The organism is Streptomyces chilikensis, assembly GCF_001642695.1.
Lineage (GTDB): Bacteria > Actinomycetota > Actinomycetes > Streptomycetales > Streptomycetaceae > Streptomyces > Streptomyces chilikensis.
In genome coordinates this window covers 1-13,404 of the sequence record NZ_LWCC02000068.1, presented here as the reverse complement: position 1 = coordinate 13,404, position 13,404 = coordinate 1, and the positions used below count along the sequence as shown (strand labels likewise).

Here is a 13,404-nt window from a genome sequence, read left to right as displayed (position 1 = left end):
TCAGTCCTCGAGCAGGGGTTCGCCGAGCAGGGCCCTGCCGGTCCACACCCGCAGCAAGTCGGTCACCGGAGACATGACGTGGGCGGCGCGGGCGTCACGCAGCATGCGGTGCAGAGGGGAACTCTCGCCGTAGCCGATGCCGCCGAGCAGGGTGAGGGCATCGTTGACGGTGGCCTCCGCGGCGTCGGCGACCTCAGCCTTCGCCGAGGCGACGCCGAGGAGGGCCCCCGGTGCGTTGGTCTCCGCCTCCGCGGCGGCGTGGTAGATCAGCCGGCGGGTGCGTTCCACGCGTGCCCACATGGTGCCCAGGCGGTGCTGCACGACCGGTTGCTCGGCCCCGGACCGGCCCGCCCGCTTGCCCTTGCGCCGCAACAGATGCGCGCGCGTCTCCTCCAGGGCCGCCGCGGCGACACCGAGATAGGTGCCGGCCATGGCCATCAGGAAATAGGGGGCGACGACGTTGAAGACGTACCAGATCTCATCGCCCTCCTCTCCCAGCAGACACCGGTCGGGGATCTCGACGCCTCGCAACTCCAGCCCGCGCGAGGCGTTCCCGCGCATACCGAAACCCTGCCACGGCGGTCCCCACTCGAGTCCCGGCACGGTGGCGTCCACCACCGTGCAGGAGAACTGTCCCGGCGGCTTCCCCGGCCCGGTGGCCAGAGTGGACACGACGTAGGAATCGGCATGGCCGGCGTTGGTCACGAAACTCTTCGCGCCGGTCAGCCGCAGTCGACCGTCCCCGACGCTTTCCATGCGGGTCTGGGGCAGCCAGAACTCCCCGCCCGTTCCCGGCTCGGACAGAGCCAGAGTGGTCAGGTGCTCACCGGCCGCGATCGGCTCCAGGTAGCGCTCCTGCTGCCAGGACCCCGCCTTGGCGGCGATCACCGCGGAGCCGACGAGGTGCATGCCGAAGCAGATCGACGTCGAGGCACAGGCGCGCCCCGTCGCCTCACCGACCTGTGCCACCGCCAGCAGCCCGTGCCCCATCCCCCCGCACCGGGCCGGCACCACCAGCCCGCCCAGCCGGGACCTCAGTACGGCGATGCCCTTGTCCGGCCACCTGCGTTCCTCGTCCACGGCCGCGGCCTCGGGGGCGAGGACCTCCTCGGCGATCTCCCGCGCCGCGGCCACCGCGGTCCCGAGCTCCATGCGTACCACCGCTGCACACTCCGTTACCTCATGGGCGGCCCGGTCGACACCATCTGCGGGGCGCGCCGTCAGACGCCCGTACCCTGAACCCTACGGCGTACGCGGCAACCGCTCGCACGGTCGCCGGCTCCGGATCCGGCCCGGGGGGCTCCGTCACCGCGGACCGGCTGGGCAGCCCTTCCCGTTCATGCGGGGAAAGCGTCCGGTGTGATCCCGGGCACGGGGGATGCCGGCCCCGAGGATTCGGCGACCGGACCAGCGTGATCACGAAGTGGTGCCGTCGGGAACGAGGCGCCGGATCGGGAGCCGAGTGGCTGCGTGCCGGGCCGGCCGCCCGTGCCGTTCGGCTCTTTCGGCTCCTTCTGCCGGACATCGACGCGATACTGGGACCGCTCGTCACAACGCCCGGAGGAAGTGGCCTGATGTACGCCAAGCAGTACGAGATCACCCTGCCCGCCGACTACGACATGCGGATCGTCCGCGAGCGGGTGGCGGCGGGCGGGCACGTCCTCGACGACCGGGCCGGGCTGGGGCTGAAGGCGTACGTCATCCGCGAACGCGGCGTGGACGGCTCGCCGGTCAACCAGTACGCCCCCTTCTACCTGTGGAACGACCCCGGGGCCATGGCCCGCTTCCTCGTCGGCGGGGGCGGCTTCCAGAACATCGTCCGTGACTTCGGCCGTCCCGTCGTCCGGCACTGGACGGGCATCGCCTGTCACGCGGGCCCCGCCCGCTCGGCCGCCGCGGCTGCCGCGTCGCGGCGGATCACCGCCCTTCCCGCGGACCTCGGCCCCGACGGCACCGGATCGGGCCTGTCCGCGCTGATCGAGCGGGAGGTCGAGGATCTGCGCCGGCTGTCCGGCGGCGAGGGCGTGCACTCCGCGGCGCTGGCCGTCGACCCCCACCACTGGCAGTTGCTGCGCTTCGTGCTGTGGGCGGACGCCTCCGCGCGGGACGAGGAGGCGACCGAGCGCTACGAGGTGCTGCACGTGTCCGCCCCAGGCCTGGAAGAACTGCCCGAGGGGCGGACCTGGTAGCGGCAGGCAGCGCCCGGGAGGACCGGGCGCTGCCTGCCGGGCGCCTCAGTCCGCCAGCCAGGCCAGCGTGCGGCCCTGTGACCAGCAGCGGCCGACGGCCTCGGTGCGCAGGGCCGGTCCGTCGAACAGCGCCAGGCCGATGATGCTGTGGCCGGAGGCGCGGCGGTCGCCGAGGGTCGGTACCGCCGGCGCGACTCCGACCCCCTCCGCCGACACCCACGCCACCGGCCGGCCGGCCGCGGCCTCGTCCAGGCGGTGCAGGAAACGCAGACGGCCCTCGAGCGGGAGACGCGACAGGACCCACGTCGTGGTGACGACGGGCAGGGCGTCCACCGGCACGTGGGCGAAGGCGTCGGACAGCGCCTCGACGGGGTCGCCCCGCAGCAGCAGCGGAGGGGCCGCGGCAGCCGAAGCGAGCTCCGCCTCGAGCCCGGCGATCCGCTCCGGCGGGTCCGGCGGGAGGCAGGCGCGCAGCCACCGGGCCTCGTCCGGGTCGGTCACGTCGACGGGGTCGCGGTCGACACAGACCCGGGCGACGACCTCGGGCACCGCCCGCGCCGGGACGGGCCGGTCCCCGACGATCGAGGCGGAGACCTGGACCGGGGACGACGGGTCGCCCAGCACCCGGCCGTCGCCGTGGACGACGCCGACGCGGTCGACCTGGAGATTGAGTCCGGCCGGGCGGCCCACGTCGATCAGCCCCACGGCCCCGGCGCCGAGACGGTGCGCGGCCTCGGCGACGGCCGGGTACAGCACCGCGTGACGTCCGGTCCCGTCGGCCCGCGGCGGCCGGCGCGCGGCGACGGCCAGCACCGGACCGGGCATGCGCAGGAGCGTGTCGAGGGCCGCGGCGGCCGCGGCGTCACGGTCCGCGGCGGCGTACGCAGCGGCGAGCTCCGGGGCGCGGCCGTCGAGGGCGAGGTGGTGCAGTGCGGCCAGGATCACCGTGGGGTTCCGCCTGCGGGCCGGCGCGGCCTCGATGACGCGCAGCGCCTCGCCGGACTCGCTCAGCGCCACGGCGACGCGCGCGTACAGGGGCGAGGTCTTCCCGGCGCCGGCCTCCGCGAAGCGCCGGTAGACCCGCGCGAGTGTCCGGGTCCCGCCCGCGGTCGCGCCTTCGTCGCCTGGCATCCGGGAAGTCTAGTGACGGAACGCCGGCCGCGGGGCGGGTCCCGGGAAGCACGACACCACGTGATCCGAGCAGGCGGCCGGAGCGCGGACGGTCCCGCCGCCGCTCAGACCTCACGGGTTGTCCGCAAGGACCGTGTCAGCGCGTCGAGTTCCTCCAGGCGCGCCGACGCGTCGAGCTCGGCCGCGGCCGCGACGAGCAGGAGTTCGGTCACGGCGATCTCGTGCGTGAGGGGGGCGATGGGCCCGGCGGCCTCACGGGGCAGCGGTACGAGGACGTGGGCCTCGTCCGCCAGCGGTGACCCCCAGGCGTCGGTGACCAGCAGGAGCTTGGCTCCCTTCGTGCGGGCCGCCCGCACGAAGGCGGCCGTCTCCGCCGAGTAGCGCCGGAAGTCGTAGGCGACCACCAGGTCCGAGGAGGCCACCTCCAGCAGTGACCGGGCCCGCTCCGGCGCAGGACCGGTGACGAAGCGGACGGCGGGCCGCAGGGCGCCCAACTGGCGGGCCAGGTAGTCGGCCGCCAGCTCGCTCAACGGGCCGCCCAGCGCCCACACCGTCCGCGCCGAGACGAGTGCCCCGGCCGCCGAGTCCAGCAGGGGCGCGTTCATGGCGGCGATCGTCTGCGCCAGGCCGTGGTGGAGGTCGGCCGCCGCACTGCGGGGGTCGGTTCCCTGGGCGGTGAACTCGCGCAGCCGCGACCGGTCCTGCGCCTCGGCCCGCACCGCCGCCTGGAACTGGGAGAAGCCCTGGTAACCGAGACGGTCGACCAGCCGTGACGCGGTGGGCGGACTGACTCCGGCCCGCTCCGCCAGCGCCCGGAGCGAGCCGAGCGCGGCGAACGGGAAGTCGTCCAGCAGCAGCCGGGCCACCGCGCGTTCGCCGGGAGCGAGCCTCGGATACATCTCCTCGAGCTGGGACATCACGCGTTTCATGTTGACGAATGTTACATCAACAACGGCTAGATGAGATGAGTGAAACATGTGTTACGTTCCTGTCCATGACTCCTTGGCAAGGACTGATCGACAGCGGATACCGGAGCCGGCTCCCGGTGACCGACCGCACCCCGGCCGTCTCGCTCCACGAGGGCAACACCCCGCTGCTGCGCTCCCGTCACCTGTCGCGGCTGACGGGCTGCGACGTCCGCCTGAAGAACGAGGGCGCCAATCCCACCGGCTCGTTCAAGGACCGCGGGATGACCGTGGCGATCAGCAGGGCCGCCGAGGAGGGCGTCGAGGCGGTCGTCTGCGCCTCCACGGGGAACACCAGTGCCTCGGCGGCCGCCTACGCCGCACGGGCAGGCCTCACCTCGGTCGTCCTCGTGCCGCGCGGGCACGTGGCGCTCGGCAAGCTCGGCCAGACCGTCCGCCACGGCGCGCGGATCGTCGAGGTGGACGGCACCTTCGACGACTGCCTGCGGATCGCGCGCGAACTCGCCGCCCGCCATCCGGTCGCCCTGGTCAACAGCGTCGGCAACGAACTGCGGCTGTCCGGCCAGCGCACGGTGGCCTACGAGATCGTCGACGCGCTGGGCGACGCCCCCGACGTCCACTGCCTGCCGGTGGGCAACGGCGGGAACATCACCGCCACCTGGCAGGGCTACCGGGCGTACCGGGCGGAGGGCCCCGCCACCCGTCTGCCGCGGATGTGGGGCTTCCAGGCGGCGGGCGCGGCGCCCCTCGTCCACGGGGAGCCCGTCCTGCGGCCGGAGACCCTGGCCAGTGCCATCCGGGTCGGCGATCCGGCGACCTGGCAGGGCGCCGTCACCGCCCGCGACGAGTCCGGCGGCCTGATCGGGGCCGTCACCGACGAGCAGATCTTCGCGGCGTACCGGCTCCTGGCCCGCCACGACGGCGTCTTCGTCGAACCGGCCTCGGCCGCGGGCGTCGCCGGCCTCCTCGACCGCCACCGGCGGGGGCTGCTCGACCCCGGGCAGACGGTCGTCGTCACCCTCACCGGCAACGGCCTCAAGGACCAGGACTCCGCGCTCCGGGACGGCTGCCCCACGACCGCGACCGGTTCCTCCGCCGCCGAGGTCGCCCGCGCGCTCCGGCTCGCGGACTGATCCGCCGCTCCGTGCCGGCCGCGGCGGGAAACGGGCCCGCCCCCGGCCCGGGGGAGCGGGCGTTCGGGGGCGGGTCCGCGGTGCGGCGACGTGCGGGCTGTGGGACGCCGCACCAGGCAGGGGGTCAGGCTCCGGGGAGGACGCCGGTGCGGGCCACCTCGGAGTACCAGCGGGCGCTGGCCTTGGGGATGCGCTTGCCGGTCGGGTAGTCCACGTAGACCGCGCCGAACCGCTTGCTGTAGCCGTAGCCCCATTCGAAGTTGTCCAGCAGGGACCACAGGAAGTAGCCCCGCACGTCCGTGCCGTCCTGGATGGCCCGGTGGACGGCGGCCAGGTGGTCGCGCACGTAGGCGATGCGGGCCGGGTCCTTGACGTCGCCGTTGGGGTCGACGTAGTCGTCGAAGGCGGCGCCGTTCTCCGTGATGACCAGCGGAAGTCCGGGGAAGTCGGAGCCGAGGCGCCGCAGCAGGTCGTACATGCCGGTGGCGTCGACGGCCCAGCCCATGGCGGTGGTCTCGCCGGGCGGCTGGTGGAAGGCGACCTCGTCGGCGGCCGGCCACGGGCTGTGGGAGCTGCGGCCGTGTCCGTCGGAGTTGTGGGTGCCGCTGCCGTCCGCCCTGGAGACCAGGGTGGGCGTGTAGTAGTTGACGCCGAGGAAGTCCAGCGGCTGGTGGATCTCCGTCAGGTCGCCGTCCTGCACGAAGGACCAGTCGGTGAGGCCGGCGGTGTCCTTGAACAGGTCCTCGGGGTAGGCGCCCTGGAGCATGGGGCCGGTGTACACGCGGTTGGCCAGCGCGTCGATGCGGCGGGCCGAGTCGACGTCCTCCTCCGCGTCGGTGAGCGGGCGCACGTGGTGGATGTTCAGCGTGACCGAGACCTGGGCGTCCGCGGGAATCCGGCTGCGCAGCGCCTGCACGGCGAGGCCGTGACCGAGGTTGAGGTGGTGCGCGGCGCGCAGGGCGTCGACCGGGTTGGTGCGGCCCGGGGCGTGCACACCGGAGCCGTAGCCGAGGAAGGCGCTGCACCAGGGCTCGTTGAGGGTGGTCCACGTCGCGACCCGGTCGCCGAGGGCGTCCGCGGCGATGGCCGCGTACTCGGCGAACCGCTCGGCGGTGGCGCGCTCGGGCCAGCCGCCGGCGTCCTCGAGCTCCTGCGGCAGGTCCCAGTGGTAGAGGGTCGCGACCGGCTTGATGCCCTTCTCCAGCAGCTCGTCGACGAGACGACGGTAGAAGTCGAGGCCCTTCTGCACGGCGGGGCCCCGGCCGGTGGGCTGGACGCGCGGCCAGGCGAGGGAGAAGCGGTACGCGCCGATGCCGAGGTCGGCCATCATCGCGACGTCCTCGCGCCAGCGGTGGTAGTGGTCGGTCGCGATGTCCCCGGTGTCGCCGTTGCGGACCTTGCCCGGGGTGCGGGAGTAGGTGTCCCAGATGGACGGCGTGCGGCCGTCCTCGGCAGCGGCGCCCTCGATCTGGTACGAGGCGGTCGCGGAGCCCCAGAGGAAGCCCTCCGGGAAGGTGAGGGCGGCGCCGTCGGTGGAGGCGTCCTGTGCAGCGGTGGCCATGTGTTTCCTTTTCACGTTGCGGGGAGGAGTGGGGGATGCTCGGCCCGTCGGGGCGACGCCCCGTCAGCCCTTGACGGCGCCCGCCATGACGCCGCTGACGATCTGGCGGCCGAAGACGATGAACATCGCCAGCAGCGGCAGGGTGCCCAGCAGTGCGCCGGCCATGATCAGGGACTGGTCGCGGATGTAGCCGGCGCTGAGCTGGGTGAGCGCGACGGGGACGGTCGGGTTGGTCATGTCGAGTGCCACGAAGGGCCAGAAGAAGTCGTTCCAGGCGTGCACGAACGTAATCATGAAGAGGACCGCCATCGCGGGCCGCGCCACGGGGAGCACGATGCTCCAGAAGATCCGCAGCGAGTGCGCGCCGTCGACGCGGCCGGCCTCGACGAGTTCGTCGGGCAGCGCCTCGGAGAGGTACTGCCGCATGAAGAAGACGCCGACCGCGCTCACCAGGGTGGGGAAGATGACGGCGGGCAGCCGCTGCGACCAGCCCAGTTCGGCCATCATCATGAACAGCGGCACCACGCCGAGCTGCGGCGGCACCATCATGGTGCCGATGACCAGCATCAGCAGGACATTGCGGCCCTTGAAGCGCAGTTTGGCGAAGGCGAACCCGGCCAGCGTCGCGAACATCACCGTGGACATGGCGATGACCCCGGCCACGATCAGGCTGTTGATCATCGCCTGGCCCATCGCCGCCTCGTCCCAGGCGCGGGCCAGGTTGCTGAAGAGGTTCGGGCCCGGCAGGAACGGCGGCGGCGTCTCGCTGACGCGCGTGTTGTCGGTCGAGGCCGCCACCATCGTCCAGTACAGCGGGAAGATCGACAGCAGCGCGGTGATCCCGAGGAGGACGTAGGCGAGCGGGCCGGCGTGGTGCTGACGGCCGGCGCGCTGGCGCAGCGGCAGGCGGCCCGGGCGGCCGGCGGGGTTCTTCACCGGGTCGGTGGCCCCGGCCGGTGCGTCCGTCCGGACCGGGAGGCTTTCTGTGGTCATGAGGAGTCCCCCGGTCAGGAGTTACGGGCGCGCAGGCGCTTGATCAGGGCCTGGGTCGCGAAGGCGAGGATGAGGAGCAGGAACATCGCCCAGGCGACGGTCGCCGAGCGGCCCATCTGGTAGTTCTTCCAGCCCTCCTCGTACAGCAGCAGGCCCAGCGTCTGGTACTGGTTGTCCACGCCGCCGGAGATGCCGTTGGGGCCCTGGCCGAAGATCAGCGGCTCGCCGAAGAGCTGGGTCGCGCCGATGGTGGACAGCACGATGGTGAAGACCACGGTGGAGCGGATGCCGGGCACCGTGACGTGGATGAACTGCTTCCAGCGGGAGGCCCCGTCGATGGCGGCGGCCTCGTAGCGCTCTGCGGGGATGGCCTGCATCGCGGCCAGGTAGAGCAGGGCGTTGTACCCGGTCCAGCGCCAGATGACGATCGTGGAGATCGCGAACTGGGCCGGCCACTTGTCGCCCTCCCAGTTCACCGGGTCGACGCCGAACAGGCCGAGCCCCCAGTTGATCATGCCGAAGTCGCGCTCGAAGATCATGGTGAACACCAGCGCGGCGGCGCCGACCGAGGTGGCGTACGGCACGAGCGAGGCGACGCGGAAGAACAGCGAACCGCGCATCTTGTAGTTGAGCAGGTGGGCGAGGCCGAGGGCCATCAGCAGCTGCGGAACGGTGGAGATCACGCCGATGGTGATGGTGTTGCCCAGCGCGTTCCAGAACCGCGAGTCGCCCCAGAGCTCGACGTAGTTGTCGAACGCCACCCACTCCATCATGTCCAGAGTGGCCAGTTCCACCCGGTGCAGGGAGATCCAGGAGGTGTACACGAGCGGGTAGAAGCTGAACGCGGCGAACACGACGAAGAACGGCGCGACGAACACGTAGGGCGCGCCCTTGATGTCCAGCCGGTGCAGCAGCGCGCCGCGTCGGCGCCGGCCGGCGCCGTCGGCGCCGGGCTTCGGCGCAGGACCCTCGCGTCCCTCGCCGATCTGTGCGTTGGTGGTGGAGGTGGCCACCGGACTTCCTTCCTGAGAGCAGAGGTGCGAGCCGGGCCCCCGGGCCCGCCGGCGTGTCACCGGCGGGCCCGGGCGGCCGGAGGAGCGACGGTCAGCCGACCGCCTTCTCGATGCGCTCCGAGGTGGTCTGCCACGCCTTCTCGCGCGGGGTTCCTTCCTCGATCAGGGTCAGGCCCTGGGAGAAGGTGTCCTTGATCGTGCCGTCCTTGCGGCCGAGGACCTGCTCGTCCGGGATCTCCTGGGCGGCCTCGCCGAAGATCTGGCCGATCGGGGCGTTGCTGAAGTACTCCGAGGTGCTGTTCTTGACGTCCGGGTTCTCCAGCGCCACCTGGGAGGAGGGCACGCTGCCCTGCTTCTTGAAGATGTGGGCCTGCTGCTCCGGCGCGGTCAGCCAGGCGACGAGCTTCTTGGCCTCCTCCTTCACCGGGCTCTTCTCGACCACGCCGAGGAAGGAGCCGCCCCAGTTGGCGCCCTTGGGGGCCTTGGCGACGTCCCACTTGCCCTTGTTCTTTTCACCGGCCTTCTCGCCGATGTGGCCGAGCATCCAGGCGGGGCACACGGTCGTGGCGAACGTGCCGTTGGACAGGCCCGGGTCCCAGCCGGGCTGGAACTGGCGCAGCTTGGCGGACAGTCCGGCCTCGGCCGCGTCGGCGGCGAGGTTCCACGCCTCCTCGACGACCGGGTTGTCCTTGTAGATCAGCTCGCCCTGGGCGTTGTAGAACTGCTCCGAGTGGCCGTAGATCATGGCGTTGAACAGGCCGCTGGAGGCGTCCATGTAGGCGACCTTGCCGCCCTTGAAGTTCTTCTTGAAGTCCTTGCCGACCTCCACGAACTTGTTCCAGTCGCCCTCCCACAGCTTGGCGACCTCTTCGCGGTCGGTGGGCAGGCCGGCGGCCTCGAAGTGGTCCTTGCGGTAGCAGACGGCCATCGGGCCGATGTCGGTGCCCAGGCCGAGGACCTTGCCGTCCTTGGTGGTGATCTGGGACTGCTTCCAGGGCAGGAAGTGGTCGGTGTCGGCCATGCCCTTGAAGTCGGCGAACTTGTCCGCCTGGGTGTCGACGACCTCCTTGGCGCGGCCGATCTCGATGCCCTGGATGTCCTTCAGGCCCTTGCCGGCGGCGAGCTTGGTCTGCAGCGCGGTGTAGTAGGTCTGCTCGTCGCCGGCCACCTCGGCCTGGATGTCGACGTCGGGGTTCTCCTTCTCGTACTGCTCGAGGAGCCCGGTCTCCTTGAAGCCCATCACCCCGTACATGCCCATGGTGATGACGGTCTTGCCGTCCTTCTTGCCGCCGCCGGTGACGGATTCGTCGCTGCCGCCGCAGCCGGCGAGGAGCGAGATCGCGCTGACCGCCGCGACGAGCGCGACCGCTCTCGTACGCGACGACCGGTTGACAGTGGTCATGGTTCTGCCTCCAAGCGACGGCGCTGACGCACCGGAGTTACGGGTTCTGTAAGGACTGCGGCAAGGTGGACGGTTCAGGACGAACACGCCAGATCGCCGGGTGGGAACGTTCCCAACGCGCGGTGGGAACGTTCCCACCGACGGATGGAACACTCGTGCTAAGAAACGCTCATGTCAATAACGTGAAAGCAACTTGTTGCCGAAACCCTGTCCGCGGTTCACTCGACGGGCCGGGCCGGGGAGTTCGTCCGGTGGACCGCGGGCGTGCCGGCGTCTGCCACAATTGCGCCGATCATGTACGCGGCCACGCCGCGTCGCCGAGGGAGAAGTGCATGTCGGAGCGCCGCCCGCCCACGATCAAGACCGTCGCCGCCCGGGCCGGGGTGGGACGCACGACGGTGTCCCGCGTCCTCAACGGCTCGGAACTCGTCAGCTCGGAGGCGCGGACCAGGGTCCTGGAGGCGATCAAGGAACTCAATTACGTTCCGAACTCGGTCGCTCGCGGACTGGTGACCAACCGCACCGAGGCGGTCGCGCTGGTGATCCCGGAGTCGGAGAGCCGGCTCGGTTCCGAGCCCTTCTTCGCCGCGCTGATCCGGGGGGTCAGCGGGGTGCTCACCGAGACCCGCACCCAGCTCCAACTGGTGCTGGTGCGCGACGAGTCGGAGCGGGACCAGTTGACCTCCTCGATCGCGGCACGCCGGGTCGACGGGGTGCTGCTGGTGTCGGTCCGCGCCCAGGAGCGCCTGGCCGCCATGCTCGAGGAGATGGGGCTGCCCACGGTGCTGGCCGGCCGGCGCGGCGAGGACGAGCGGCTCAGCTACGTCACGTCCGACAACCTCGGCGGCGCCACCGAGGCGGTCGCGCACCTGCTGCGGCGAGGGCGCGGCCGCGTCGCCACGATCACCGGTTCCCTCGACATGGACGTGGGGCACACCCGCCTCGCGGGCTGGCGCCGCGCCCACGAGCAGGCGGGACTGCGGGCCGACGAGTCCCTGGTCGAGGCGGGGGACTTCTCGGAGCAGGGGGGCCGCCGGGCGATGCGTTCGCTTCTTGAACGGGCTCCCGGCCTGGACGCCGTCTTCGCCGCGTCCGACCTCATGGCGGTCGGCGCACTGGCGGAACTGCGCCGCCGGGGCCGGCGGGTCCCGGACGACGTCGCCGTGGTCGGCTTCGAGGACTCCGTCCTCGCCCGCCACACCAACCCGCCCCTGTCGACGGTGCGTCAGCCGGTGGAGGAGGTCGGGCGGACGATGGCCCGGATCCTGCTCTCCGAGATCGCCGAAGCCGACCCGGAGCGGCAGCAGTTGACCCTGCCGACCGAGCTGGTGGTGCGGGACTCCTCCTGAGGCGGACTCCCGCCGGGAGGGCTCCCGCGGGGAGGGATCCCCGCGGGACGGATCAGTGGTGCGGGGAGGATCAGTGGTGCGGACCGTGCCGGCCGAGGGTCTCGACGGGGGTCGCGCCGGGGCGGGTCCACTGCGGCACGGGGCGGCTGGTCGGGCCCCAGGTGGCGTCGCCCTCCGCGTCCGTGCGCCAGTACCAGCACGGCTCCCGCCCCTCGGGCCACCCCTCGGGCTTGTCCTCCCACGCCTCTCCGCGGCCGTGGGGCGTCATGTCGAGCAGGCCCATGGAGCCGTTGGCCCGCTCGGTGCCGCGGCCCGTCGTGGAGTACGTGAGGAACGCGCGGTCGCCGTCACGGAGGTAGGAGGCGAGGTACCCCATGGCGCCGCCGATCGGCTCGTCGTTGTCGCGCACCGAGTACCAGGGCTGGGTGTAGCCCATGAACTGGGTGAAGGAGGCCACCTCCTCCCACCGGCCCGTGGTGACGACGGCGAACGAGACGCCGCGGGCGTTGAGGTAGACGGCGTCCTTCAGGTGCCAGGCCGTGGTGGTGCAGCCCTCGCACTGCCCCTGGGGCGGAGCGCCGTCGTACCACATGTGCTTGTACACCACGAGCTCGTCGCGCCCCTGGAACAGGTCGAGGAACGGGACCGGGCCGTCGGGTCCGACGACCTCGGCCGTGCCGTCGAACTCCACCATCGGCAGCCGGCGGCGGGCCGCGGCGATGGCGTCGCCCTCGTGGGTGTGGGCCTTCTCGCGGAGCAGCAGCTCCTCCCGGGCCGCCTGCCAGGTGGCGAGGTCGACGACGGGCGGCCGGCCGGGGGGTGTGGTGGACGGGGCGTCGGGCGTTGTCGTCATGGTGTCCTCCGTGGGGTCCGGTTCCGGGCGGCGCCCGGCGGCGTCCGCGCGGTCATCGGTACAGACCCGCGGCGCGGCCGGAACTCATCGCCCGTCCGGGTACCCGGCCCGCGAACCAGGTGATTGCGTCCGCCACGTAAAGCGTCTGCTGTACGATGGGCGGATGTCGAAGTCCGTGACCATCCGCGTCCCCGACGAGGTCCACGCGAGGCTCCAGGAGCGGGCGTCCCGTGAGGGCAGCACCGTCACCGCCATCCTGACCGAGGCCGCGCTGCGTGATCCCCGGCTGTCCGACCCGGCGTCGCTGGCCCGCGCCGCGGCATGGGTGCGGCAGCACGCCGAGGAGTTCGCCGAGGCGTTCCCCGACGAGGAACCGGCCGCCGCCCCGCACGGCGCCGAGGCCGACGCCGCCTGATGGAACTCCTGATCGACCTGGCGTGGCTGCTGGAGCGCCAGGCGCTGCTGATGCCGCGGGAGCTCGACGTGGCCGACTACTCGGCGCTCGCCGCCGCCGTCCAGCGCCACCGGGTGAACACCCCGCGGATCGGCTACGAGCCCGACAACGCCTGGCGTGCGGCGGCCCTGCTGGTGACCGTCGCGCGCGAGGAGCCGCTGCCCGCGCGCAACTCGTTGTTCGCCGCGCTGACCGCCGTGGAGTACATGGCCCAGGCCGGTGAGGCGGTGGACGCGCCGTACGGGGCGCTGCCGGAGCTGGTGGCGCAGGTGCGGACGTACAAGGCCGACGTGTACGACGCCGCCGAACGGCTGCGGACCTGGCGGGTGTGACCGGCCCGGCCGCGCGGTGGGCCGGGGCCGCCGCGGCGCGGTCTCCGAGGCCGCGGGCCGCGGGGCCG

General features: G+C 72.4%; 13 protein-coding genes. 5 read left to right on the top strand and 8 right to left on the bottom strand.

Translation table 11 applies throughout. The annotated features are described in order from the left end of the window. Positions 1-1,152, bottom strand: coding sequence for an acyl-CoA dehydrogenase family protein (locus A2U95_RS22445; protein ID WP_166026096.1), 1,152 nt, complete (start codon positions 1,150-1,152; stop codon positions 1-3). 422 nt (positions 1,153-1,574) lie between these two features. On the opposite strand from A2U95_RS22445, the gene A2U95_RS22440 reads away from it, so the two are divergent. Then, the gene (locus A2U95_RS22440) at positions 1,575-2,189 is read left to right on the top strand and encodes a DUF4865 family protein (RefSeq protein WP_166026095.1); all 615 of its coding nucleotides are present in this window, start codon (positions 1,575-1,577) and stop codon (positions 2,187-2,189) included. A gap of 45 nt (positions 2,190-2,234) precedes the next feature. Here the strand turns inward: A2U95_RS22440 and A2U95_RS22435 are convergent, their stop codons facing one another. Beyond that, positions 2,235-3,320, bottom strand: a complete 1,086-nt coding sequence (locus tag A2U95_RS22435; RefSeq protein ID WP_166026093.1) for a DUF2332 domain-containing protein — start codon at positions 3,318-3,320, stop codon at positions 2,235-2,237. A gap of 104 nt (positions 3,321-3,424) precedes the next feature. Further along, positions 3,425-4,249: a MurR/RpiR family transcriptional regulator gene (locus A2U95_RS22430; protein ID WP_166026090.1), complete on the bottom strand. Its 825-nt coding sequence runs from the start codon at positions 4,247-4,249 to the stop codon at positions 3,425-3,427. Positions 4,250-4,314: 65 nt separating this feature from the next. Here A2U95_RS22430 and thrC point away from each other — a divergent pair, with 65 nt between their 5' ends. Then, positions 4,315-5,379, top strand: a complete 1,065-nt coding sequence (thrC, locus tag A2U95_RS22425; RefSeq protein ID WP_206283021.1) for a threonine synthase — start codon at positions 4,315-4,317, stop codon at positions 5,377-5,379. A 124-nt stretch (positions 5,380-5,503) separates the two neighbouring features. Here the strand turns inward: thrC and A2U95_RS22420 are convergent, their stop codons facing one another. From A2U95_RS22420 to A2U95_RS22405, 4 genes are all read right to left on the bottom strand, one after another. Further along, positions 5,504-6,940, bottom strand: coding sequence for a GH1 family beta-glucosidase (locus tag A2U95_RS22420; protein ID WP_166026088.1), 1,437 nt, complete (start codon positions 6,938-6,940; stop codon positions 5,504-5,506). Between the two features lie 63 nt (positions 6,941-7,003). Beyond that, positions 7,004-7,933: a carbohydrate ABC transporter permease gene (locus A2U95_RS22415; RefSeq protein ID WP_166026086.1), complete on the bottom strand. Its 930-nt coding sequence runs from the start codon at positions 7,931-7,933 to the stop codon at positions 7,004-7,006. Positions 7,934-7,947: 14 nt separating this feature from the next. Continuing rightward, a complete protein-coding gene (locus A2U95_RS22410) occupies positions 7,948-8,946 on the bottom strand; it encodes a carbohydrate ABC transporter permease (RefSeq protein ID WP_166026084.1) in 999 nt (332 codons plus the stop codon). 91 nt (positions 8,947-9,037) lie between these two features. Continuing rightward, on the bottom strand, positions 9,038-10,348 hold the full coding sequence (locus A2U95_RS22405; protein ID WP_166026082.1) for an ABC transporter substrate-binding protein: 1,311 nt from the start codon (positions 10,346-10,348) through the stop codon (positions 9,038-9,040). A 332-nt stretch (positions 10,349-10,680) separates the two neighbouring features. Here A2U95_RS22405 and A2U95_RS22400 point away from each other — a divergent pair, with 332 nt between their 5' ends. After that, a complete protein-coding gene (locus tag A2U95_RS22400; protein ID WP_166026080.1) occupies positions 10,681-11,697 on the top strand; it encodes a LacI family DNA-binding transcriptional regulator in 1,017 nt (338 codons plus the stop codon). 70 nt (positions 11,698-11,767) lie between these two features. Here A2U95_RS22400 and A2U95_RS22395 read toward each other — a convergent pair whose 3' ends face one another. Then, positions 11,768-12,550 carry a DUF899 family protein gene (locus tag A2U95_RS22395; RefSeq protein ID WP_166026078.1) on the bottom strand — a complete coding sequence of 261 codons (783 nt, stop codon included), beginning with the start codon at positions 12,548-12,550 and terminating at the stop codon, positions 11,768-11,770. A gap of 163 nt (positions 12,551-12,713) precedes the next feature. Here A2U95_RS22395 and A2U95_RS22390 point away from each other — a divergent pair, with 163 nt between their 5' ends. Next, complete coding sequence (locus A2U95_RS22390) at positions 12,714-12,965, top strand: hypothetical protein (protein WP_166026076.1); 252 nt, start codon at positions 12,714-12,716, stop codon at positions 12,963-12,965. Continuing rightward, on the top strand, positions 12,965-13,336 hold the full coding sequence (locus tag A2U95_RS22385) for a toxin Doc (RefSeq protein ID WP_166026074.1): 372 nt from the start codon (positions 12,965-12,967) through the stop codon (positions 13,334-13,336). Before A2U95_RS22390 ends, A2U95_RS22385 begins: the two co-directional genes overlap by 1 nt. Positions 13,337-13,404: the final 68 nt, after the last annotated feature.

Excerpts from the sequence above, each read along its gene's own strand:
- A2U95_RS22440 (WP_166026095.1), top strand. The coding sequence starts at position 1,575 with ATGTACGCCAAGCAGTACGAGATCACCCTGCCCGCCGACTACGACATG.
- A2U95_RS22405 (WP_166026082.1), bottom strand. The coding sequence starts at position 10,348 with ATGACCACTGTCAACCGGTCGTCGCGTACGAGAGCGGTCGCGCTCGTC.
- A2U95_RS22430 (WP_166026090.1), bottom strand. The coding sequence starts at position 4,249 with ATGAAACGCGTGATGTCCCAGCTCGAGGAGATGTATCCGAGGCTCGCT.
- A2U95_RS22445 (WP_166026096.1), bottom strand. The coding sequence starts at position 1,152 with ATGGAGCTCGGGACCGCGGTGGCCGCGGCGCGGGAGATCGCCGAGGAG.
- A2U95_RS22435 (WP_166026093.1), bottom strand. The coding sequence starts at position 3,320 with ATGCCAGGCGACGAAGGCGCGACCGCGGGCGGGACCCGGACACTCGCG.
- A2U95_RS22395 (WP_166026078.1), bottom strand. The coding sequence starts at position 12,550 with ATGACGACAACGCCCGACGCCCCGTCCACCACACCCCCCGGCCGGCCG.
- A2U95_RS22420 (WP_166026088.1), bottom strand. The coding sequence starts at position 6,940 with ATGGCCACCGCTGCACAGGACGCCTCCACCGACGGCGCCGCCCTCACC.
- A2U95_RS22400 (WP_166026080.1), top strand. The coding sequence starts at position 10,681 with ATGTCGGAGCGCCGCCCGCCCACGATCAAGACCGTCGCCGCCCGGGCC.
- thrC (WP_206283021.1), top strand. The coding sequence starts at position 4,315 with ATGACTCCTTGGCAAGGACTGATCGACAGCGGATACCGGAGCCGGCTC.
- A2U95_RS22390 (WP_166026076.1), top strand. The coding sequence starts at position 12,714 with ATGTCGAAGTCCGTGACCATCCGCGTCCCCGACGAGGTCCACGCGAGG.
- A2U95_RS22415 (WP_166026086.1), bottom strand. The coding sequence starts at position 7,933 with ATGACCACAGAAAGCCTCCCGGTCCGGACGGACGCACCGGCCGGGGCC.
- A2U95_RS22385 (WP_166026074.1), top strand. The coding sequence starts at position 12,965 with ATGGAACTCCTGATCGACCTGGCGTGGCTGCTGGAGCGCCAGGCGCTG.